Here is a 20,564-nt window from a genome sequence, read left to right as displayed (position 1 = left end):
GACATTCTATACATATATATAAATATGAATATAAATGTTAGGAATCCGATTGTTTTTTTTGTCATTGCAGTAACGTGTTTGAAATTTAAAATTCAAATAATGGCAATGGAATTATAATACATTCCTGAGAACGGTATTATTTCTATAGGGATGTTTCCATTCCTAACTTTATTTGTTTGTAAAACTATTTTCAGAGGGCTGATTAACCTTACTGTCTCTTATTTTAGTATATCCTTCTAGCGACATTATAAATTCAATAGAAAGGTTTTTGTGTCTTTCGTTGCATTTTTTAGTATAAAACAATGATAATAAGTCTTTTGCTTTTCTGTGCCATTTTTTTCTGGAAGAATCATATATTAAAATGTGCATATTTCCATCTACAATTATAACCAAGTTGTTTGCTTTAAATGGATTGTATGAATTTTCAAATTCCAATATCAGTATTTTTCTTTCATTTGATTCAATACAATCAAATTCGGGGTTATTTTTCTTTATTTCATTGAAATTAATTTCATTTGATAATTTATTGAAGTAAGATTCTGCTGTATGATTGGTGTGTGTAATGCTAAATAGTTTGGTTGTGAATAAAAACAAAGATGTGAACAATGTAAGTATGATTATTGTTTTTGTTTTCATTTTCCAATAATTTTAGTATCTTGTATCATTTGAATATTTTTTCTAAAATTGCTGAAAAGAAATCATTTGAGACATACTTAATCTTCTTTGCGTATAGTTTGTTGTGATTTTATTTCTTGCTCATTCTATTATCGATTTCATTTTGGTTCGTTTTTATCTAAGAATTCTTCATTCAATTTTATGTTTTTATCTCCATATTCCGGATATTCTCCTTCTACTGGTACGATAGGTTGCATTTCGCTTGCAATTTTTCGAATGCTGGAGAAGAGGTGCTTAAAAATATACAACGTATCCTTTTCAGATATATATTTTATAGAATAACAATTACCCGAAATACCAAGTTGAAAAGGTAGTCCGAGCTTGATGATTTCAAAAACATTCAAAGAAGGATCTGGAAATTTGTAGCACGTTGCACGATCGCATATATCCGATATTATGGGTAATAAACTATCGATATCTTTTTTGGAAATCTTACCAAGTTCTTTAAAATACGATATGCCAAGATGGACTGCTACGCTTGATTCTGTTAATGTATATTGATCTTTGTCTTTTTCGATGGAGTAAACAAGTGTTGTTCTGTTTCCTTTTTCCCAATGAAGAGAAGATCTGCAGGAAACTGTGATAATAGACCAGTCGTTATTCAATGGGCATCGTTGAGTATTTGAACAAGACGAAATTACTAGAGAACTTACTAGTAATATTGCTATTATTATAGGTGTTTTTAATACGTTCATAATGGGGAATGGAAAAAATCTTATTCGCTGGGGCGATACCTGTATGTTGACAGGTCTTCATTCAATTTTATGCTTTTATCTCCATATTCCGGATATTCTCCTTCTACTGGTACGATAGGTTGCATTTCGCTTGCAATTTTTCGAATGCTGGAGAAGAGATGCTTAAAAATATACAACGTATCCTTTTCGGATATATATGTTACTGCAGGCTCATTATGTGAATTTATATTGAGTTGAAGAGGTAGTCCGAGCTTTTTAATTTCAAAAACATTCAAAGAAGGATCTGAAAAATTGTAGCACGCTGCACTATCGCATATATCCGATATTATGGGTAATAAACTATCGATGTCTTTTTCCGAAATCTTACCAAGTTCTTTAAAATACGATATGCCAAACTGGACTTCTACGCTTGATTCTATTAAAGTATATTGATTCTTATTCTTTATAATAGAATAAACAAGCGATGTTCTATTGCCTTTTTCCCAGTGAAGAGAAGATCTATTAACAATTGTGATATTGAACCAGTCGTGACTCATTGGACATCGTTGAGTATTTGAACAAGACGAAATTACTAGAGAGATTACTAGGAATAATGTGATTTTAATAGTCATTTGTCTTCTTTGATTTTGAAGTTGCAATCTTTTAGCTCCTTTCCAAATATATCTGCTAGTGAAAATATTTGTGCTATGTGTCGCGGTTTAATCCCTACCTTGCTAATAGAGCGTGTATGAGGGCCCATTATTTTGGTAAGTCTGATATTTTTTTTCTGGATAAATAAAAGTTATGTTCTTCAGGTGTGCGGTTAATCTTCTTGCCGAATGATTAAAAATCTATTAACAAGAAGCAAATGACGTCGATATAAAAAATAAATGATATTTTTTTCATAATTTATTATGTCTCATGACTAGATGAGTGACTTCAAGTGTATTGTAACATATTCTTGATGAGTATAAAAACTGTGATAGGATAGTATCTAAGTTCGATGGGTAAGTTATTGAAAATAATGTTGGTTTTGTAAATATGGTTATTCGTTGTTTGATAAAATATTAAATAAATCAATAAACATTTTATCTGACTCTGATTTTTTTACATTTAGTAGATCTGGGAAATATTTGTCTCTATCGCATTGAGGCCGTTGTGTTTTTAAAAAAATATCAATAAATACAGGATGATTTGAACAAAACGTGGAAAATTTTTTCTTGTTTTTCATCTCAGATGGAATGCCCAATGAAAATCGAGGGATCATATAGTATTCATTGTTATCGGTAGAAATCCATCCCCAACCATGCCAACAATAGGATTTTCCATTCAAAATAAAATAACCTAATGGTGACCAAATTGAAAGAATTCGCGGTGGTTCTTGCGGTTTTTCCTTTACCAAATTTTGTATTATTATTTTTATTTTATCTGGGGCTACGATATAATTATGTTCTGAATAAGCAAAGAAGCATGTATTTATTGTTTTTGATTTATGCATTAATTCTTTTCTGATATCTTTTTTTTTCTTCACTATGTCCATTATTGAGTCCAGGTGCCCAGGATAGGTTAGCATATGAATCTCCCTCCGGCCAAATTACGCTTCCGCATGGAGAATAACAACTAGTCAAGGCAAGTGATAGTATTATAAAATTCGCAAAATGCATGACTATGGCTTTGGTTTGTTTTTATTTAAGAATTCTTCATTCAATTTTATGTTTTTATCTCCATATTCCGGATATTCTCCTTCTACTGGTACGATAGGTTGCATTTCGCTTGCAATTTTTCGAATGCTGGAGAAGAGGTGCTTAAAAATATACAACGTATCCTTTTCGGATATATATGTTACTGCAGGCTCATTATGTGAAGTTATATTGAGTTGAAGAGGTAGTCCGAGCTTTTTAATTTCAAAAACATTCAAAGAAGGATCTGAAAAATTGTAGCACGTTGCACTATCGCATATATCCGATATTATGGGTAATAAACTATCGATGTCTTTTTCCGAAATCTTACCAAGTTCTTTAAAATACGATATGCCAAACTGGACTTCTACGCTTGATTCTATTAAAGTATATTGATTCTTATTCTTTATAATAGAATAAACAAGCGATGTTCTATTGCCTTTTTCCCAGTGAAGAGAAGATCTATTAACAATTGTGATATTGAACCAGTCGTGACTCATTGGACATCGTTGAGTATTTGAACAAGACGAAATTACTAGAGAGATTACTAGGAATAATGTGATTTTAATAGTCATTTGTCTTCTTTGATTTTGAAGTTGCAATCTTTTAGTTCCTTTCCAAATATATCTGCTAGTGAAAATATTTGTTCTATGTGTCGCGGTTTGATCCCTACCTTGCTAATAGAGCGTGTATGAGGGCCCATTATTGATGTTTCATAATCTTTTGGTAAGTCTGATATTTTTTTCTGGATAAAAAACATTATCCGTGTATTCATCATTTACTGCCCAGGAATGTTCTCTGGTTCAGGAAGTCATTCTTTTCAATCCGAAGGGAGACATCGAGGAGGCCTTGATGAGAAGATTAACTATACAAGATGAAATGATTAATCAATTTACGAAGGTTCAGTAGTCATGAACCATGAAATAAATTAACAAATTCTTCTTTCTCGAAAATCCACTTCTTGTTTATTAATTTGTAGTAATATTTTTTTTTCTGGCGGGCGTAATCTGGGTTCCAGTTTATATTCATATGTTATTATAGATATTTCTCGATTATTTGTATATATTGAAAATATTTTATTGTCTTTAGAATTATAGCTTTCTTTGATTTTATTCAGCATAGGCATGAATAGACGTGGATCGATTTTTTCCAATATTTCCATTTCAGGAAGAGAATCAAAATCTAATTCTTCAGACAGAGACGACAGGCCTCTTCTTACGGAGCCATCGAATCCAATGACGTAATAATAACTTTCGTTTTTGGTGTACTTTGAATATATTTCAATATTTCTATCATAGAAATTTATACCAATTTCAATTTTTATATTCTGTTTTTCAATATTTAGTTTTTTTACAAGCACATCAAAAATTAGCTGTGATTTTTCGCAAATGATATTGCAATTGAAATTTTCGCAATTTGCAATATTATTAAATATTAATAATATCAGTATATAAATAAATTTCATCTTGGTCGTGGGTGATAAATAAGATCATATCCTTGTCTGTTTACAGGGGAGAAAGGTGATGCATTAGTGCCCCTGCGTGATCTTTGTCTCTAAGCAAACGATGCGTCGATCATCTTATCGGGTTGGATATCTTCCTCCAGGAGGACTTGGGGTCGGCATTGCCAGTTGGTCGAATTCTTCATCATTGAAAAAGAAACTGACCGGTTTTGTGGAATTATATTCTGAATATAGTTCCGCTTTATGGCTATCATCGGTAACGAATCTAATTTCTTTGACATAAATTCTCCCATCGAGAACACTAATTATCTCTACATCATCACCTGTATCCAATAATTCAAGCAAATATTCCTTGGAACCATGGGGTGGTACTACTATTGTTCTTGATGAATTATCACTATATCTGTTCCATATAACAATGGATTGTTTTTTGTCTGAAATGTTTTTAAGATTGATAGTAACTTTATTATCTTGAAATTTTAGTTCAGTTTCAAATGGTATGATGCCTGGATTTTTATTTTTCCTCTCGGTCCTGTTCCTTTCAGAACCTTGGATTTGTTCATAAATATAATCAATTGAAAAAAAAGAATATGGAACAACCAACGTTTCTCCCTTGTATTGCGCCAGAAAACAGTTGGAATCCTGAAAGTATGTATCGTAGCTTATGTGTGAGCTCACTTCTTCTGGAGTTATCGAAAAGAGGCCGTCTTTATTGGTTGCACCTGTGTAGATGTGGATATACTGGTTGGTCGTTTTTCCTTGCATCGTCAAGGCTTCCATTTGAACCTCAGGAATAGGAGCTCCCGTCGAAGCTGTTGCAACATAGGAAAGCAATCCAATAGATCCAATTCTTGGAACAATGGCGAATTGACTGTAATAGAACATTTTATACAGTAGTTTTCCTGTTTTCTCCGACTGTAATTCAAGGATATAATACCCTGTGTGTTTACCGGGAATAGCGAGTTCACCATGAGGAGAACTTATCTTTTTTGAGACGAGAACTTGTAAATTGTGATTCGACAGGTAGGAAGCATAATCATGCTTGTTGTCCATAAACAAAGACAATTCCTTCGGTGGCACTTTGGATTTCAATCTTTCGCAGATCTCGGGAGTCAATTGGTCAAATCCTTTGAATAGATTGATTAGTGAAATGAAACCTTCATTGATAGCCGTTTTATAAATGGAAGCATTTATGGAATTCTCATCGCTGATATCCCCGTGAATGGATATAGTTCCGCCACTATCCAATGTGACTGATACACCTTCCCAATTGAAAGAAGGAGATATCTCATTTTTCGAAAATGCTAACGGAGAGAAGATAAGAAACAGAAAGTATATTATTTTTAATCGCATGTGACTAGTCGCTTGAAGTGGATGGACCGGGCTTGGCTGATAGCTGCTCAATGAGTAAGTATGCGATTGCCGTGGTAGGCAATAGGAATAATATTTCAAATATTGAGTTCGTGCTTTTATGTGGAAATTATTGTTTTATCATTCATTGAATATTTGATTTGTAATAAATTTAAAGAAAAACCATATGTTGGCAGTTGAAATAATCGATAAAACAGATGTCCTTGAAACCATATTAACCAGACTCCCAATACGTGTTGCCAAGGGAAAAATAACCGTGACAAATTACGGAGCCTAGAGGAAATTATTCTCATTCCATAGTTACTGTCTAGCATTCAAAAAGTCACATGTCTATGAATTTCTGCAATAAATTTGATGTTGGCTTTCACGGAAATTTTCCCTGCTTGTTCTTCTGCGGAAAACGGGTGTATTGCCATGAATTCAAAATAGGAAGGCTATGATAGATCAGCATTCTCTTTGAATATATAGAGGCAATTACTCGTACTGATCGGATACGGAGCAAGGTGATTTTTTGAAATTATTGGATGCTCCTGCAATTAAGGCTTGCGAAATTTGCAAAACTTGCTAGAAGGAGTATAACAAATAGGAATATGTTCCTATGATCCGTATTCCCATGGATCGGATCAATAGATCGAAATTGATTCTCAATCAATAGCTTAAAAATACAAAGTTATTGGTTCTTGTGTATTGTATTTATGAAGTTCAAATATCATGATGCCGGTTCTTGATGTGGGGAAGGACTGGGAACACCGAATTTTGATTCATTTCTCGTCCCCAAAATTTAAAAGTAGAAATAAAATGATGAAAATTGCAATATTGTTATTATGTGTAACCGTGGCAAGTCCGCTTGCCATGGCTGATGGAAGTTGGACTATTCCGGGTGACCCTAATGTGGCGAAAGAGCATTACACGAGTCCTCTGCTCAATAGTATGGAAGTTTGGTTGATGGCGGAGGACGAGGCCTATCGGGGTGGTCCTCGTTATCCAACAATTACGAAAAGGGAGGCACGTAAGAGAATGATTGTCCAAATCAAAAAAGGACTTGGTCTTAATGATTATTGGTCGTGTGATGGGAAAATAACCTCTCCGCTTACACTGGCAGTCAAGATGAAGGATACTGACATTCTTCGATTGCTTCTCGAGACAGGATCTGATCCCAATCATAAAGCGAATTGTCAATTGATGGAAGATATTCTGATGTGTACTCCCTTAGTTCGTCAAGGAGGTACTCTTGTTTTTGATGGTGGAGCCACCTACAAGACGTGCCTTACTTTTTTTGATTTGCTGCTCCAGCATGGCTGGGACATGAAGCTAAATGAAGCTTATGTGTTCGGATTTGCTCCCAAAGAAAATGTGCATCCCCTCAGTGCAGCAGTTAATTGGAGGGTAGCCCCTTATGTCCGATTCTTTCTGGATCATGGAGCGGACCCATTATTGAAGGACAAATCCGGGAATAATGCGCTCCTCTATTGCGAGAAGAAGCTGGCTGAAGTGAAAGCAAATAACAAGCCGGACAGAGTGAAGGCTATGGAGGAAATCCACCGCATGTTGCTCGACCACATCAAGGCGAAGCAATCGGCGTCATCAGCTACTGACGAGAAGTAATCAAACAATCCATTCAGAGGATTGTCGCTCTGGGCAGCCCTCTGGATGGATCAATTATAAAGATCAAACCGCAAAGTTAATGATGAAAATGGCGATATTGTTCTTCTGTGCAACCATGGCAAGTCCGCTTGCCATGGCTGACGGAATTTGGATCGTCCCTGGCGATCCAAATGTGCCGAAAGAGCATTACACGAGTCCTCTGATTGATAGTATGGATGATTGGGTGATGGCGGAGGACGAGGCCTATAGTGGCGCTCCGTATTATCCTAAAATCACGAAGAAGGATGCACGTAGGAGGATGATTGCTCAAATCAAAAAAGGACTTGGTCTCAATGATTATCGTGTATGCGATGGATCATATGAATCTCCTCTTTTGATGGCTGTTGGCATGAAGGATCCTGATATTCTTCGACTTCTACTTGAGAGCGGTGCTGATCCTAATCATGAAGGTAATTGTCAATTGATGGCTTACATCCTTAAGCGTTACCCTTTAGTCTTTGATGGAGGTGCAACCTATAAGATTTTTCTCTCTCTTTTTGAGATATTACTCCAGCATGGCTGGGACATGAAACTAAATGAAGCTTATGTGTTCGGATTTGCTCCCCAAGATGTGCATCCGCTAAGTGCCGCAGTCAATGGCATGGTGGTTCCGTATGTCCGATTCTTTCTGGATCATGGAGCGGATCCATTATTGAAGGACAAATCCGGGAATAATGCGCTCCTCTATTGCGAGAAGAAATTGGCTGAAGCGAAAGCGAATAACAAGCCGGACAAGCTGAAGACTATGGAGGAAATCCACCGCATGCTGCTTGACCACATCAAGGCAAAACAATCGGCGATACCAATTGCGGACGAGAAACCGTAGTTCACAATTCCTGTTCAATTCACGATGTACGGGCGGACGAAAAAGGCTCGAGTTTGCTAGACTCGAGCCCGTGTTACTGCCTTGGATGAGGTATGGTGCCGTTTGCGTTTTGGTGTTAGTGATGGTTGTTGGACGGCATGGAGCAAGGGGGATTACAGGCGGGTGATTTTGATATTTTTCCAGCGGACTTTGACATTGTCTCCGGAGTGGATTTGGAGGGCGATGCGTCCTTTGCCGCGACCGATTTTATCGTCATTGAAGTTCACCATGGGCTGGCCGTTGAGCCAGGTTTGGATATTGTTCCCTTGTGCTTTGATTCGCATGGTGTTCCATTGTCCATATTTGAGGATGTTTTCTTTTGCCTCGGGGATTTGAATCAGCCAACCGCGTCCGTAGGATTCGTAGATTCCGCCAGAATCTTTTCCTGGTGGGGCGATTTCGACCTGCCATCCGTTGATTTTGACTCCGCTTTCGATGAAGGAGCGAATGAAGACGCCGGAGTTGCCATCAGTTTCCTGCTTGAAGTCCAGACTCAGATCGAAGTCGTCGTAGTACTCCCGGGTAGCCAGGTAACCGTATTGTTTGTCTTGGCCGCTTTCACAGACCAGTTCTCCGTTATCGACATACCACTTTTCCGTGCCGTAGGCTTGCCAGCCGTCGAGATTCTTGCCATTGAAGAGTGCAACTTCTTTGCCGGGCTTTCTGGGGAGTTCTTTAATTTTGATGTTGCGGAACGATGCGGGGTAGCCATGGTCCTGCAAGCAGATGACACCTTTACGCGCCAAGCCGTACTCTGGGGCGTTCTGCCATTTGCCGCTGTTCTTTTTAGCGAACCAATCATCGGTCCATGCTTCGAATTGAAGGATTTTTTGACCATTCAGCCAATGTTCGACATGGCCGTTGTCGAACACGATTCTGGCGTTATTCCATTCGCCGTACGGGTTGATCTTCATTTTCGAGCGATCCGGCAGGTGCATGGCGTAGTCGACACCGGTTTTCTGCCATTCTTCGAGGGGTTCCGGGAAGTTGGGTTCGTCGATCAATTGGTATTCAGGCCCGGTTACGTAAGGAACCTTGAAAAGCGGGTTTTCGACGACGTGGTAGAGCATGCCGCTGTTTCCTCCTTTGGAGAGTTTCCAATCCCAGGAGAGTTCGAAGTTTTCGTATTCTTTGTCAGTGACGATGTATCCGGTGGCGTCGCTACCAGTTCCCTTGGCCTGGATGCAGCCATCGACGACGTGCCACGGTACTGTCAATTTGCTGTCGTTATAGTCTTTCCAGCCCTTGAGGGTTTCCCCATCGAAGAGGAGAACCCAGCCGTCGGCTTTTTCTTGGGGTGTCAGGGTATTGTGAACGGTGTCTGCCCATGCATTGCCTGCTAGGGACAGGACTCCGCAGGTCAATGCGATCCAAGTGGTTTTGTTCATGATCTTAGCGTTGGTATGGTGTTTGATGGTGTGGGTTGAAAACTTAGAGTTCGATGGCGCGCCCGGTCAGACGACTTTCTTCGGTGGCGAAGCAGGTCTTGTGGCTGTCGATTGCCGATTGCAACGAAGGGGTGTCTTCATCACAGGTGTGGTTGAACGAGGCGATGAATTCTTTCATGGTGCCGATGTCGGCAGTCACGTGAAGCGACGGCTGGTTGGTCGAGTCAAAATCGTGGACTTCGCTCTTCTGCGTTTTGAAGTTCGTGACGATGATGGAATGCTCGTTAGCGACGATTTCGCCGAAGGCGCATTTTAGTTCGATCAGGCGTCCGTCATTGAGGGTGAAGCAATTCATGGTCAGGTTCACGAGGACGCCGTTTTCCATCTCCATTGAGAGGATCTGGTGGTCGGCTACATTGTTGTCACAGTGGTACACGCACCTGCCGTAAGGGCCGTGCCGCATTTCTTCCCAAAGGACATCATGGAGCGTCATGCCATTCGGCACTGTAAAGTTCTTCGTCCATTCGCCACGCCGCAGGTAGAGGTCAATGGCCGAAAACGGGCACGATTCCTCACACGGGCAGTCGCAGCATCTCCGGGCACTATCCTTCGGCGCGTTTTTTCCGTGAAACCACGTGAGAGAACCAGAGGAAAAGACGCGCTTGGGTCGGCTGCCTGAGTACCAGTTGATCAGGTCGATGTCGTGGCAACACTTCGCCAACATGATGGGGGTGGAGGTATTTGAATTATTCCACAGCCCGCGTACATACGAATGCGTCGTCCTGTCGATGCCGACATTGACCGTGTGATTGATGGAGATGAGGCGCCCCAGGTCTCCCCGGGCCAGTATGGACTTGAGCTTCTTGAAATAAGGGTGGTAGCGAAGGACGTAACAGACTGTTACCGGGATCTGCCGCTCTTCCGAGCGAAGCAGGATTTGTTCGCATTCTTCGAGCGTTTGGGAAACAGGCTTTTCTAATAGAACGCGGTACCCCATATCCAGCGCTGCCATGCAGGGCCCGTAGTGGAGGTGGTCGGGCGTGCCAATAACAACGCCGTCGAGGGGCAGAGGCTGAGCGAAGAAATCATCGATGCTGGAGAAGCAGTATTGGTCATCCAATCCGAATTTCTTTTGGGCTTCGTGCAGCCGCAGGGGATTGGAATCCACTACGGCTGCAAGTTGAACCTGGTCGGGGTACTCTTCGACGTATTGCAGATATTTGCGTGACCGGTTGCCATATCCGATGGCAGCCACGCGAACAGGCTTGTCAGACATTTGTATATCTATGAATGTTACTTTTGAGCAGCTTGAGCACTTAAATCCAGGACGCGGATATTTTTGAGCATGAATCCGGCCCCGTGACCGCAATACGAAATAAATCCCTTCTTATTGAACATGCCCGGGTGATCCCGCTTGTCCATTGTGTAGGGATTCTTTTCACCTGCTTTCGGCGACACATTGTGGCCCTGGCAGGCTTCCCGCACATTGGCATCCAGGATGACTTCGCCATTGACTGTGACCGTAATGTGATCGCCCACGACCTTGATTTCTTCTTCATTCCACTGTCCGATGGGTTTGAGTTTGATGCGGCGAGCCGGTATGATGCCATACACCGAGCCATGGTACTGGTAATCGGCGAGGTGGGCATACTCAGGGGCGTCATTGTCGATGATCTGCAATTCGCACATGCCGTCGTATGCTGCATCGACACCTACAGGAGTTCTGACTCCGATGCCGTTGTTGACGCCTGGGCGGGCAAAGCAGAAGCTGAATCGCATGACGAAGTCCTGGTATTCCTTCCTGGTGTACAGGTTGTGACCGTAGTCCTCGACGACGTGGATGGCTCCGTTGGCAACTTTGTATCCCGTGGCATTATCCTGCCACTTGGAAAGATCCGTCCCGTCGAACAAAAGTTCGAATCCCTGCTTCTTCTCGTCATCGGAAAGGACAAAAGGCTCTACGGGTTTCAATTCGGTGAGCAACTTCTTGATGGCGTCCACAGCGTAGCCGTCATCAGCATTGCCCGTCTCTTTGAGAATTGCTATGGCTTTGTTGAGCGCCGGGAGCAGTTCTTTATTGTCGATGGGAACCGATTTGTTGGAGGCAATGGATTTGACGGTATTGGCGGCTTCGTACGCGGAATCCGGATCATCTAAATACTTGGCAGCCAATGTGAAGGAATCGCCCGTAGGTACTGTGGACAGCGCAGAGACAAGGCTCTTCTTGATAGCTGTAGAGATATTGGATTGAAGGAGTTTTCCATACTGGCCGCAACGTTCTTTGAGATTGCCCTTACTGCTTTGGGATAAAGCAATGAAACGGGCAATCACGGGTTCCGTAGCCTTATCCTGAGCAATCAGGGTCCACAGGAACTTCAAGACCGGAGGATTGGACATCTTCAGTAGTTCAGCCAAAGCCTTGTCGGCTGATTTGCCACTGTTGTATTCCTCAATCAGGCGTGTGGCTGCCGCATCCGTACCCGCAGAGGCCAGCAACGAATAATAGATCTCTGGGCGGGGCGCGTTCGCCATCCAGTCCGAAATGGTCTGCAACTTCTTGTCCGGGCTCATGGCCAACATGGCCATCTTGATGGCTTCCTGCAACTTGGGGAGGTCGGTTCCATCAGGCTTCTTGAGCATCTCAATGAGACGGTTCAGATCGGCTTCCGACACGACGCCGTTGAGTGCATTGTAGGCAGCTTGGCGCAACTGGGCATCCGGGGAATCCAGCAAGTTGAAGACTTTGTCGGCGACCTGCTTCATGCGTCGCTGAGATACAATCGACAAGACCTGTTGCTTCACTTCCTTGTCGGGAGCATCCAGCAAGGCCGCCAATTTGTCGACCAGGTTGGTCTTGCTGGCCAGAATAGCCTGGGCAGCCACTTGGCGGTTGGGGCCAGAAAGCTGCGAGACGAGGAGTTGAGCGGCGCGTTCGGTCTTCAGTTTACTGGCGGCAATCAAGGCTGATTGGCTCAGGGCAGGTTTTCCTTCCTGAACGGCTGTCTCCATGATGTCCATGCGGTCTTCGGCATGGGTGTTGCCCAGCCAGTTGACGAGGTCAATTTTAGCTGCATCCGTCAACGCAGGATAAAGAGCCGGGAGACATGTTGTAATCTCTGCTGTCATGCGTGGCGACAACATTTTGAGAACGGCATTTCTGTATTCCGAATCGGGATCCTTGAGCGTTTCCTGAAGAATCGGCTGGATGTCGGCTTCCATATTGATGACTGCTTGCATGGCTGCCGTGCGAACCTGGGTCGGCTGGTCTGTGAGCAGGGCGCGGGCACGCTGTTTGATATCATCCGACGGTGCTGCTTTCGATAGTTTCTGGAGCAAGTTCAGGTAATCCACCATCGAGATGGGTGCCAAGGCGTCCAGAGATGCTTTGCTGCCGCAGGAGGCCAAAGCCGAGCAGATCATTGCTTTTGTCGAGGCATCCGCTTCGTCCTTCAACCAGGCCAGCAAACTTGTTTCGGCTTCGGCGAGAGCCTTTTCCTTAACGGCATAGGCAAGGAGATTACGATCGAACTTCTGCTCGTTCAGCATCTTGATAATCAAGTTATCTGTCCCCGGTGTCTGGATGAGGGCATTTATCGCTGGCGAGGCAAGTTCTTTGTCCTGAAGATAAGCAGTGAGGGCGTCGGAATCTTCCGGGCCGCTGCACCATTGCAACTGGGACATTAAGAATGCCTTGCCATCGTTGAAGGGGCATTTCTGAATGGCGTTTCGCAGGCCGGCTCGGACGCTGGCGAGCGCCTGATCCTGACCAGCGGCAGTTACGTGAGAGACCAGACCGCTGATGGCGTATTCGACCTTGGCGTTCTGTCCTTTGGCTGGGTCGGTCAGCATGCTGCCGAGGATTTCCACGATCTGCTGTGGTTCCTTCAGGAAGTCCTGCATACGCTGTTGCTGTTTGGCTTGAGAATCAGCGGGGAGCTGAGCCAATACGTCCATGACGACCGTTTCAATTGTGCGTTGCTGGCTACCTGTAGACTGAGCGAACAGGGGAGATACAGCCAATAACGACATAAGGTATAAACCTTTCATTGGATATTCTGGGATTATGGTTGTTGTGTTTGTATTACATGTATCTGCCCCACGAGCCGCGCATGGGTTGGTCGATGAGCCGGTTTGCCGCATCATCGTTAATGAAGAGCTGGGTCTTCGGATCAAAATGCAGCGTGCGATTCAATCTCAAGGCACAGACTCCCATATTGACGATGGTACAACTGTGGTAAGACTTATCTTCGTCGAGGGCGAATTGTTGACGCGTTCTCACGCATTCCAGGAAGTCCGTGTTGCGGATTTCCGGATCGGGCATCGCAGCAATTTTTTCCATGACATTTGGGATGGTGCATTCGAATCCCTTATAAACTTTGCCGTTCGGCCCTTCGATATAGGGAACTTTACCCGGGCTTTCGAAGCCTTCACCTTCCAGAATAATCTTGCAGCCGTCTTCGTAGGTGAAGACGATTTTTCTCCAGATGCCGATGGCGTCCGGGTGCTGTTGAGGGGCATCGACTTCCACCTTGATGGGGAAGGTATTGTCTTTCCCCAGGATGTATTGAACGGGGTCGATATAATGCTGGCCCATGTCGCCCAAGCCACCGCCATCGTAATCCCAATACCCGCGGAAGGTCTGGTGCGTTCTGTGGGCATTGTAGGGCTTGTACGGAGCCGGCCCAAGCCACATGTCGTAATCCAGGTTAGCCGGGACGGGTTCCGGGGTCAGTTTGTCCCGTCCCGTCCAGAAGAATTTCCATGCAAATCCCGTGGCGCCGGAGATTCTCACGGTAAGTGGCCAGCCCAGCAAACCGCTGTCGACGAGCTTCTTCAAAGGTCGCGTTTCGGTTCCAAGTCCGTAGAATGTATCTTTGAATCGGAACCACGTATTGATGCGGAAAATACGGCCATGTCCCTTGACTGCCTGTAAGATGCGTTTGCCTTCTCCAATGGTACGAGTCATCGGCTTTTCACAGAAAATATCCTTGCCTGCACGGGCTGCTTCGACGGCCATAATGCCGTGCCAGTGCGGTGGGGTTGCGATATGAACGATGTCAACATTGGGGTCGTGGATCAATTCCCGGAAGTCGTGGTATGCTTTGACCTGTTGATTGAACTTCTGTTTGGCCATATTGACTCCGTTTTTCAAGTGATTGGAATCGACATCGCAAACGCCTACCAGCCGACAGGTTTGGTCGCTCGTCATGTGAAGCGGTCCTGTACCGATACCGCCTACTCCAATGATGGCACGCGTTAGCTGATCGTTGGGGCCGATGTATTTATCTCCCCCCATAGCACCCAAAACGTGTCTTGGTAAAATAGTGAATGCAGCGGCACCAATAGCTGCTTTTTTGATAAAGCTGCGTCTGTTGTTGTTCATGGTTTTAGTGGTTGTTCGAGAGTATCAAGGGATTAATGCCCGTAGATGAGGATATACCCGTATACTCTTTGTACGGTTAGGGGTATTTCATTCTTTCAGTTGATCCATTTTTGGTAAATATGTGGTACCCGTCGACCAGATTGGAAAATATGATCTTTAGTTTTTATGATAAGCGAATTCTGATGAAATTTGGAAAATTTCCATGCACTTCTTGATGTGATTCGCGATGTTATTTGGATGTACCTCCGACTGGTACAGAGCGATTTTATATGTCCGATTCTTTCCGGATCATGGAGCGGATCCATTATTGAAGGACAAATCCGGGAATAATTCGCTCCTCTATTGCGAGAAGAAATTGGCTGAGGCGAAAGCGAATAACAAGCCGGACAAGCTGAAGACTATGGAGGAAATCCACCGCATGCTGCTTGACCACATCAAGGCAAAACAATCGGCGATACCAATTGCGGACGAGAAGCCGTAGTCCACAATTCCTGTTCAATTCCTCAAGGTGCGGATGCCGGAGAACTCAATCCGGGTTCCCGTATTGACGGGCATCAGATGTATTTGCGCTCGATGACGAGGGCTTTGGCGGGGTCGCTGGCGGTGAGGTGTGCGAAGGCGATGGCGAGGGCATCCGCTGCATCGGACTGGGGTGTTTCCCGGAGTTGGAGAAGAGCCCGCATCATGAAGGCGACTTGTTCTTTGCGGGCGGTGCCTTTGCCGACGGCGGCAAGTTTGACGCTGGTAGGCGAGTATTCGACGACTTTGAGACCATTTTCAGCGGCGGCCAGGATGACGGCCGCCCGGGCGGAGCCCATGATGATGGCCGTCTGGTGGGATTGGACGAAGATGATGCGCTCGACGGCAACTTCTTCCGGCTCCCACTTTTGAATGAGGGCGGAGATGTGGTCTTTGATCGCGAGGAGGCAGGCGGACTGGGCCAGTTTGGCGGGCAGTGAAATGGTGCCGTAGTCGACGGCGTGAGCGTCCCGGACATGATCCCCTTCAATAACGGCGTAACCGGTATTGCGAATGGCCGGGTCGATGGCGAGGACTCGCATAAAAGGGGGAGGTTTGTGCGGCGCGTATCGTGGAGAGGGGTTACCTTCTTCGTCCGCGCTTGGGCATGGGGGGCTTCGGTTTCCGGACGGGGCGGATGGGTTGGTCGTCGAGGATAGCGCTGTAGGCGTAGTCGAAGCCTTCAAGCTTTTTGCGTTCGATCTTCTGGTTGACGAATTCTTCGACGGCTTTGGCGAAGTCGAGTTCGTCGGCGGTGAGGATGGTGAAGGCTTCTCCGGTAGCTTCGGCGCGGCCGGTGCGGCCGATGCGGTGGACGTAATCTTCGGGGTTTTCCGGGACGCGGTAGTTGATGACGTGGGTGACGCCGCTGACGTCGATACCGCGGGCGGCGACATCGGTGGCGACGAGGATGGCGTATTTGCCGCTCTTGAATCCCTTGAGTGCTTCCATACGGTCCTTTTGGGAGATGTCGGAGTGCATGACGGCGGCGTTGTCGCGGTAGCCGTTGCGTTCGAGCATGGAGCAGACGCTGTCCGCTTCGCGCCGCGTTCGGGTGAAGATCATGACGGAGTGGAAGTCCGTCTTTTTGAGGAGGTTGATGAGGAGTTCGTCGCGCTGGTCCATGGCGACGGGGTAGAAGGCGTGGCTGATGGTGGCGGCGACTTCCTGGCGTGCGATGGTGATTTCGATGGGGTCGTGCAGGCACCAGCGGGCGAAGCTGGAGATAATTTCCGGCATGGTGGCGGAGAAGAAGAGCGTCTGGCGGCCTTCCCAGGGGCAGAGGCTGACGATCTTGCGGACGGTGGGCAGAAACCCCATGTCGAGCATGCGGTCCACTTCGTCGAGGACGAGGGTTTTGATGCCGCCGAATCGCATGGTGGCGCGGTAGAAATGGTCGATGAGGCGTCCGGGGGTGGCGACGACGATGTCGGCTCCGTTTTTCAGGTCTTCGGTTTGTTGTCCATAGCCGACGCCTCCGTAGAGGAGGGCTACCTTGAACCCGGTGAACTGGGCGTATTCGCGGAAGGATTCCGCCACTTGGTCGGCGAGTTCGCGGGTGGGTTCCAGAACGAGGATTTGTGGTTTGCCCGTCGGTTCCAGCTTGCTGAGAAGGGGGAGGGCGAATGCGGCGGTTTTTCCGGTACCGGTCTGGGACGCGCCGATGATGTCGCATCCTTCCAGGATTTTGGGAATGGCTTGTTCTTGGATGGGGGTGGGGTGGTCGTAGCCGCAGGCTTCGACGGCTTTGAGGACGGATTCTGAAAGTCCAAGTTCTGAGAATAACATGTGTCTGATAATGATAGGGTACGAGAGGGAGTGGAGCCGCGCCGCGAGGGTGGATCAGTAAAGATAGGGATTGGTCTGTTTTTCGTTGCGGACGGTCGTGTAAGGGCCGTGGCCCGGAAAAATGGTTGTGGAAAGGGGCTGGCTGAGGATCGTGTTTTCCAATCCTTTGAGCAGGAGTTTGGTGTTGCCTCCGGGGAGGTCGGTTCTGCCGATGGAACCGGCAAAGATGGTGTCTCCGGAGAAGAGGATGTCTTCGTCCGGCAACTGGTAGACGATGCTGTCGGGAGAGTGTCCGGGGACGTGGTAGAGGTGCCAGATGAGGCCTCCCCAGGTGGCTGCTTTTTTGTTGTCGTCGATGAGGTCGTCCACGTCGTAGGGAGGAACTTCGATGTCCATGTTCCACTCTTTGGCGGCCATGTCGACGAGGGAGAGTTGATCGGAATACGCGGCACCCGCGTGAATGGCGCATCCGAACACTTCTTTCATGCGGGCGGCATCCTGCACGTGGTCGAAGTGCTGGTGCGTAATGAGGAGATCTGTGATCACGGCTTTTGGGTTTTTGGATTTGATCCAGTCAGCAAAGCCTTCGGGTGCATCGATGGCGATGTAGGTATTTTCTCCGGTTTTGAAGAGGTACCCGTTGCCAGCCACAGCGCCACCCGTATAAACACGAATCCGATTCATGGGAAAAATGATAGGCGATTCTGCCGGATTGGCGAGCGCAAATCTCGTACTATCCGGTGCGTTCTCGAAACATGGACTTGAAAAGGGATAGACATGGTCGTTTAAATACGTAAATCTTACTGTATCGGCCAGGTTCAGGATGGTGCGGCCTTTTCATCTTATTAATAGATTTTTTTATGCATATTGAGTCTCCCAAATGGTTCCGCAACATGGTCTGCTGGGCATTTGCCTCCATGATGCTCGTCTCCTGCGTACAGGGAGCGACGAACTTTGATGATGTCGGCAAAATGACGGCAATTCTTTTGCAGAATATGCATTTTTCCCGGAAGGAGCTGAACGATAAGGTTTCCGGGGATTGCCTGGACATGTATTTGAAGCGTTTGGATCCGTCCCGGATTTTTTTTACGCAGCAGGATGTGGATACGCTCAAGTCTAACTACGGTACCAATCTGGGTTATTACATGTTTACCGGCAAGCTGATGAATGCGGCTGTTCCCATGTACACTTTGTATTGCCGGAGAGTGGAGCAGAGAGTCGGATATGCCCGGGAGTTGCTGGAGAAGGAGAACTTCCAGTTCGACCGCAAGGAATATGTGCCTCTGTCCCGTCGCAAGGTAAACTGGCCCAAGGATGAAGAGGAGATGAACAAAGTGTGGCACGATATGGTGGAGGAGCAGCTTTTGTCTGAAATTTTGCGGCGCGAGACAATGGCCCGCCTCGCCAGGGAGCAGAACAAGCCCGATCCGGCGGCTTCCGAAAAATCCCCCAAGGAGAAGCTCTCCCTGCGCTACGAACGCCTTCTGAGGAATGTTAAGGAATCCTCGGACGAGGAGGATGTGGCCAGCGCGTTGTTATCGGCTGTGGCTTTGGCTTATGACCCGCATACGGAGTATATGGATGCCCGGGAAACGGATGAATTCAGGAGTTCCATGGATATGAGTATCAGCGGTATCGGTGCCCTTTTGGGAGCTGAGGACGATGGCTCCGTCAAGATCAGCGGTATTGTTGTCGGCGGCCCTGCGGACAAAAGCGGCGAGTTGAAATTGAATGATCGCATTCTCGGCGTGTCGCCGAACGATTCGCATGTGATGACGGATGTTCTTTATATGCGTGCGGACAAGGTTGTGGAGTTGGTCCGCGGAAAGGAAGGTACGCGCGTTCGCCTCAAGGTGGAACCGGCGTCTACCCCCGGACATATCAAAGAGGTTGTGCTGACGCGCGCCAAGGTAGAGACCAAGGCGGAGCTGTGCCGAGGGGAGATTATGGAGATGAAGCAGGATGACGGCAGGATCGCCAAACTGGGGATTCTGACGCTGCCCTCATTTTATGTGGACATGGATGGCGGTTCTCGAAGCTGTGCCGCGGATGTGAAGAAGATTCTCAAACGCATGGTCAAGGAGGGGGTGGAAGGTCTGGTTCTCGACTTGCGCGACAATGGCGGCGGTTCGTTGGAAGAAGTCCGCTTGATGACCGGTTTCTTCATCGGTGCAGGTCCCGTGGTTCAGGTTAAGGATTCCAGAGGCAAGGTATCCGTACTGGAGGTCTGGAATAAGGAACCTTTGTTCAAGGGACAGATGGTTGTGCTGACCAACAAATTGTCGGCATCCGCCTCGGAAATTCTGGCAGCGGCCCTTCAGGATTACGGTCGTGCGGTGATCGTCGGCGATAAGTCGACTTTTGGAAAGGGTACCGTCCAGAGCCCCATTGAGTTGAATCGTTTCCTTCCCTATTTCTCCGATAGTTCGCGGGCAGGGACGCTCAAGCTGACCGTCCAGAAATTTTACCGGGTGGCTGGCGGATCAACTCAGAAGAAAGGCGTAGAAAGCGATGTGGTACTTCCTAGTGCGCTGGCCTCCTATGAGCTTGGGGAAGAATCGTTCGATTATGTGATGCCTTACGACCAGATACCCGGATGCGAGAAATACCGGAAGGACAGATGGATCGGCACGGTGCTGCCGACGCTCCGGGAGAGAAGCGGGAAACGCGTGGCCCGTGACCGCGACTTCCGTATCATGGAGGAGGACGCCTTGGAGATGAAGAAGCGGCAGGATGAAAACAAACTCTCTCTTAACAAGGAGGAACGCGAAAGGGAAAATCGCCAGCTCTTGGAACGGCGCAAAGCCATCAATGAGGAACGCAGGGTGCGATTTGCCGAAATGGCAAAGAATGATGCCGAACGCTACAAGATTTACCGTTTGACGCTGGATGATGTCAATGCGGACAAACTGCCGCAGGCCGATCCGGAGAAAGACAACGAACAGTTCATTAAGATTGTGGAGAATCCGGATGATGAGCTGGACGATTCTCCCGAATATCCTTCCGGTCTGGACCCCGAACTTCGGGAAAGTCTGAATATCGTGGCGGATATGGTGAATCTGAAGAAAGGCGCCCCTCTTGCCTCCAGTAACTCCTAATAGGAAAGGAACTTTGCC

The 20,564-nt window shown here is 46.2% G+C and carries 18 protein-coding genes; 4 read left to right on the top strand and 14 right to left on the bottom strand.

All coding sequences use genetic code 11. The features are described from left to right. Positions 1 to 168 precede the first annotated feature (168 nt). The 7 genes from QET93_RS12295 to QET93_RS12265 form a co-directional block, all read right to left on the bottom strand. The gene (locus QET93_RS12295; protein WP_280132435.1) at positions 169 to 636 is read right to left on the bottom strand and encodes a hypothetical protein; all 468 of its coding nucleotides are present in this window, start codon (positions 634 to 636) and stop codon (positions 169 to 171) included. Between the two features lie 137 nt (positions 637 to 773). Next, complete coding sequence (locus QET93_RS12290; RefSeq protein WP_280132434.1) at positions 774 to 1,370, bottom strand: hypothetical protein; 597 nt, start codon at positions 1,368 to 1,370, stop codon at positions 774 to 776. A 20-nt stretch (positions 1,371 to 1,390) separates the two neighbouring features. Further along, the gene (locus QET93_RS12285) at positions 1,391 to 1,906 is read right to left on the bottom strand and encodes a hypothetical protein (RefSeq protein WP_322190010.1); all 516 of its coding nucleotides are present in this window, start codon (positions 1,904 to 1,906) and stop codon (positions 1,391 to 1,393) included. Between the two features lie 488 nt (positions 1,907 to 2,394). Beyond that, positions 2,395 to 2,922, bottom strand: a complete 528-nt coding sequence (locus QET93_RS12280; RefSeq protein WP_322190009.1) for a hypothetical protein — start codon at positions 2,920 to 2,922, stop codon at positions 2,395 to 2,397. Between the two features lie 93 nt (positions 2,923 to 3,015). Continuing rightward, positions 3,016 to 3,528, bottom strand: a complete 513-nt coding sequence (locus QET93_RS12275; protein ID WP_322190008.1) for a hypothetical protein — start codon at positions 3,526 to 3,528, stop codon at positions 3,016 to 3,018. Positions 3,529 to 3,956: 428 nt separating this feature from the next. Next, positions 3,957 to 4,493 (bottom strand): hypothetical protein, encoded by a 537-nt coding sequence (locus tag QET93_RS12270; RefSeq protein WP_280132222.1) that lies wholly within the window; start codon positions 4,491 to 4,493, stop codon positions 3,957 to 3,959. A 114-nt stretch (positions 4,494 to 4,607) separates the two neighbouring features. After that, on the bottom strand, positions 4,608 to 5,543 hold the full coding sequence (locus tag QET93_RS12265) for a hypothetical protein (protein ID WP_322190007.1): 936 nt from the start codon (positions 5,541 to 5,543) through the stop codon (positions 4,608 to 4,610). Between the two features lie 1,029 nt (positions 5,544 to 6,572). Between QET93_RS12265 and QET93_RS12260 the strand changes: the two genes are divergently transcribed. Together QET93_RS12260 and QET93_RS12255 are read left to right on the top strand one after the other, a co-directional pair. After that, positions 6,573 to 7,466 carry a hypothetical protein gene (locus tag QET93_RS12260; protein ID WP_280132220.1) on the top strand — a complete coding sequence of 298 codons (894 nt, stop codon included), beginning with the start codon at positions 6,573 to 6,575 and terminating at the stop codon, positions 7,464 to 7,466. Positions 7,467 to 7,545: 79 nt separating this feature from the next. Then, complete coding sequence (locus QET93_RS12255) at positions 7,546 to 8,331, top strand: hypothetical protein (RefSeq protein WP_322190006.1); 786 nt, start codon at positions 7,546 to 7,548, stop codon at positions 8,329 to 8,331. 152 nt (positions 8,332 to 8,483) lie between these two features. Here the strand turns inward: QET93_RS12255 and QET93_RS12250 are convergent, their stop codons facing one another. The 4 genes from QET93_RS12250 to QET93_RS12235 are packed head-to-tail and all read right to left on the bottom strand — an operon-like array spanning position 8,484 to position 15,141. Further along, complete coding sequence (locus QET93_RS12250) at positions 8,484 to 9,758, bottom strand: DUF1080 domain-containing protein (RefSeq protein ID WP_280132218.1); 1,275 nt, start codon at positions 9,756 to 9,758, stop codon at positions 8,484 to 8,486. A 43-nt stretch (positions 9,759 to 9,801) separates the two neighbouring features. Next, positions 9,802 to 11,034 (bottom strand): Gfo/Idh/MocA family oxidoreductase, encoded by a 1,233-nt coding sequence (locus QET93_RS12245; protein WP_280132217.1) that lies wholly within the window; start codon positions 11,032 to 11,034, stop codon positions 9,802 to 9,804. 17 nt (positions 11,035 to 11,051) lie between these two features. Then, on the bottom strand, positions 11,052 to 13,805 hold the full coding sequence (locus QET93_RS12240; RefSeq protein ID WP_280132216.1) for a family 16 glycoside hydrolase: 2,754 nt from the start codon (positions 13,803 to 13,805) through the stop codon (positions 11,052 to 11,054). Between the two features lie 34 nt (positions 13,806 to 13,839). After that, positions 13,840 to 15,141: a Gfo/Idh/MocA family oxidoreductase gene (locus tag QET93_RS12235; RefSeq protein WP_280132215.1), complete on the bottom strand. Its 1,302-nt coding sequence runs from the start codon at positions 15,139 to 15,141 to the stop codon at positions 13,840 to 13,842. Positions 15,142 to 15,448: 307 nt separating this feature from the next. Here QET93_RS12235 and QET93_RS12230 point away from each other — a divergent pair, with 307 nt between their 5' ends. Next, positions 15,449 to 15,622: a hypothetical protein gene (locus QET93_RS12230; protein WP_280132214.1), complete on the top strand. Its 174-nt coding sequence runs from the start codon at positions 15,449 to 15,451 to the stop codon at positions 15,620 to 15,622. Positions 15,623 to 15,695: 73 nt separating this feature from the next. Here the strand turns inward: QET93_RS12230 and ruvC are convergent, their stop codons facing one another. The 3 genes from ruvC to QET93_RS12215 are packed head-to-tail and all read right to left on the bottom strand — an operon-like array spanning position 15,696 to position 18,132. After that, positions 15,696 to 16,202 (bottom strand): crossover junction endodeoxyribonuclease RuvC, encoded by a 507-nt coding sequence (gene ruvC / locus QET93_RS12225; protein ID WP_280132213.1) that lies wholly within the window; start codon positions 16,200 to 16,202, stop codon positions 15,696 to 15,698. A gap of 40 nt (positions 16,203 to 16,242) precedes the next feature. Further along, positions 16,243 to 17,448: a DEAD/DEAH box helicase gene (locus QET93_RS12220; RefSeq protein WP_280127361.1), complete on the bottom strand. Its 1,206-nt coding sequence runs from the start codon at positions 17,446 to 17,448 to the stop codon at positions 16,243 to 16,245. A gap of 54 nt (positions 17,449 to 17,502) precedes the next feature. After that, positions 17,503 to 18,132, bottom strand: coding sequence for an MBL fold metallo-hydrolase (locus QET93_RS12215; RefSeq protein WP_280127360.1), 630 nt, complete (start codon positions 18,130 to 18,132; stop codon positions 17,503 to 17,505). A 176-nt stretch (positions 18,133 to 18,308) separates the two neighbouring features. On the opposite strand from QET93_RS12215, the gene QET93_RS12210 reads away from it, so the two are divergent. After that, positions 18,309 to 20,546 carry a carboxy terminal-processing peptidase gene (locus QET93_RS12210; protein ID WP_280132212.1) on the top strand — a complete coding sequence of 746 codons (2,238 nt, stop codon included), beginning with the start codon at positions 18,309 to 18,311 and terminating at the stop codon, positions 20,544 to 20,546. The last annotated feature ends 18 nt before the right edge of the window (positions 20,547 to 20,564 follow it).

Origin of the sequence: Akkermansia sp. N21116, from assembly GCF_029854705.2 — a bacterium.
Classification (GTDB): Bacteria; Verrucomicrobiota; Verrucomicrobiia; order Verrucomicrobiales; family Akkermansiaceae; genus Akkermansia.
This window is presented reverse-complemented; position numbering and strand designations above follow the sequence as displayed.

What these genes read in the sequence shown, in the direction of transcription:
- QET93_RS12210 (WP_280132212.1), top strand. Translation starts at nt 18,309, where the DNA reads ATGCATATTGAGTCTCCCAAATGGTTCCGCAACATGGTCTGCTGGGCA.
- QET93_RS12220 (WP_280127361.1), bottom strand. Translation starts at nt 17,448, where the DNA reads ATGTTATTCTCAGAACTTGGACTTTCAGAATCCGTCCTCAAAGCCGTC.
- QET93_RS12270 (WP_280132222.1), bottom strand. Translation starts at nt 4,493, where the DNA reads ATGAAATTTATTTATATACTGATATTATTAATATTTAATAATATTGCA.
- QET93_RS12295 (WP_280132435.1), bottom strand. Translation starts at nt 636, where the DNA reads ATGAAAACAAAAACAATAATCATACTTACATTGTTCACATCTTTGTTT.
- QET93_RS12240 (WP_280132216.1), bottom strand. Translation starts at nt 13,805, where the DNA reads ATGAAAGGTTTATACCTTATGTCGTTATTGGCTGTATCTCCCCTGTTC.
- ruvC (WP_280132213.1), bottom strand. Translation starts at nt 16,202, where the DNA reads ATGCGAGTCCTCGCCATCGACCCGGCCATTCGCAATACCGGTTACGCC.
- QET93_RS12215 (WP_280127360.1), bottom strand. Translation starts at nt 18,132, where the DNA reads ATGAATCGGATTCGTGTTTATACGGGTGGCGCTGTGGCTGGCAACGGG.
- QET93_RS12245 (WP_280132217.1), bottom strand. Translation starts at nt 11,034, where the DNA reads ATGTCTGACAAGCCTGTTCGCGTGGCTGCCATCGGATATGGCAACCGG.
- QET93_RS12285 (WP_322190010.1), bottom strand. Translation starts at nt 1,906, where the DNA reads ATGAGTCACGACTGGTTCAATATCACAATTGTTAATAGATCTTCTCTT.
- QET93_RS12255 (WP_322190006.1), top strand. Translation starts at nt 7,546, where the DNA reads ATGATGAAAATGGCGATATTGTTCTTCTGTGCAACCATGGCAAGTCCG.
- QET93_RS12290 (WP_280132434.1), bottom strand. Translation starts at nt 1,370, where the DNA reads ATGAACGTATTAAAAACACCTATAATAATAGCAATATTACTAGTAAGT.
- QET93_RS12250 (WP_280132218.1), bottom strand. Translation starts at nt 9,758, where the DNA reads ATGAACAAAACCACTTGGATCGCATTGACCTGCGGAGTCCTGTCCCTA.
- QET93_RS12235 (WP_280132215.1), bottom strand. Translation starts at nt 15,141, where the DNA reads ATGAACAACAACAGACGCAGCTTTATCAAAAAAGCAGCTATTGGTGCC.
- QET93_RS12280 (WP_322190009.1), bottom strand. Translation starts at nt 2,922, where the DNA reads ATGCTAACCTATCCTGGGCACCTGGACTCAATAATGGACATAGTGAAG.
- QET93_RS12260 (WP_280132220.1), top strand. Translation starts at nt 6,573, where the DNA reads ATGATGCCGGTTCTTGATGTGGGGAAGGACTGGGAACACCGAATTTTG.
- QET93_RS12275 (WP_322190008.1), bottom strand. Translation starts at nt 3,528, where the DNA reads ATGAGTCACGACTGGTTCAATATCACAATTGTTAATAGATCTTCTCTT.
- QET93_RS12265 (WP_322190007.1), bottom strand. Translation starts at nt 5,543, where the DNA reads ATGGACAACAAGCATGATTATGCTTCCTACCTGTCGAATCACAATTTA.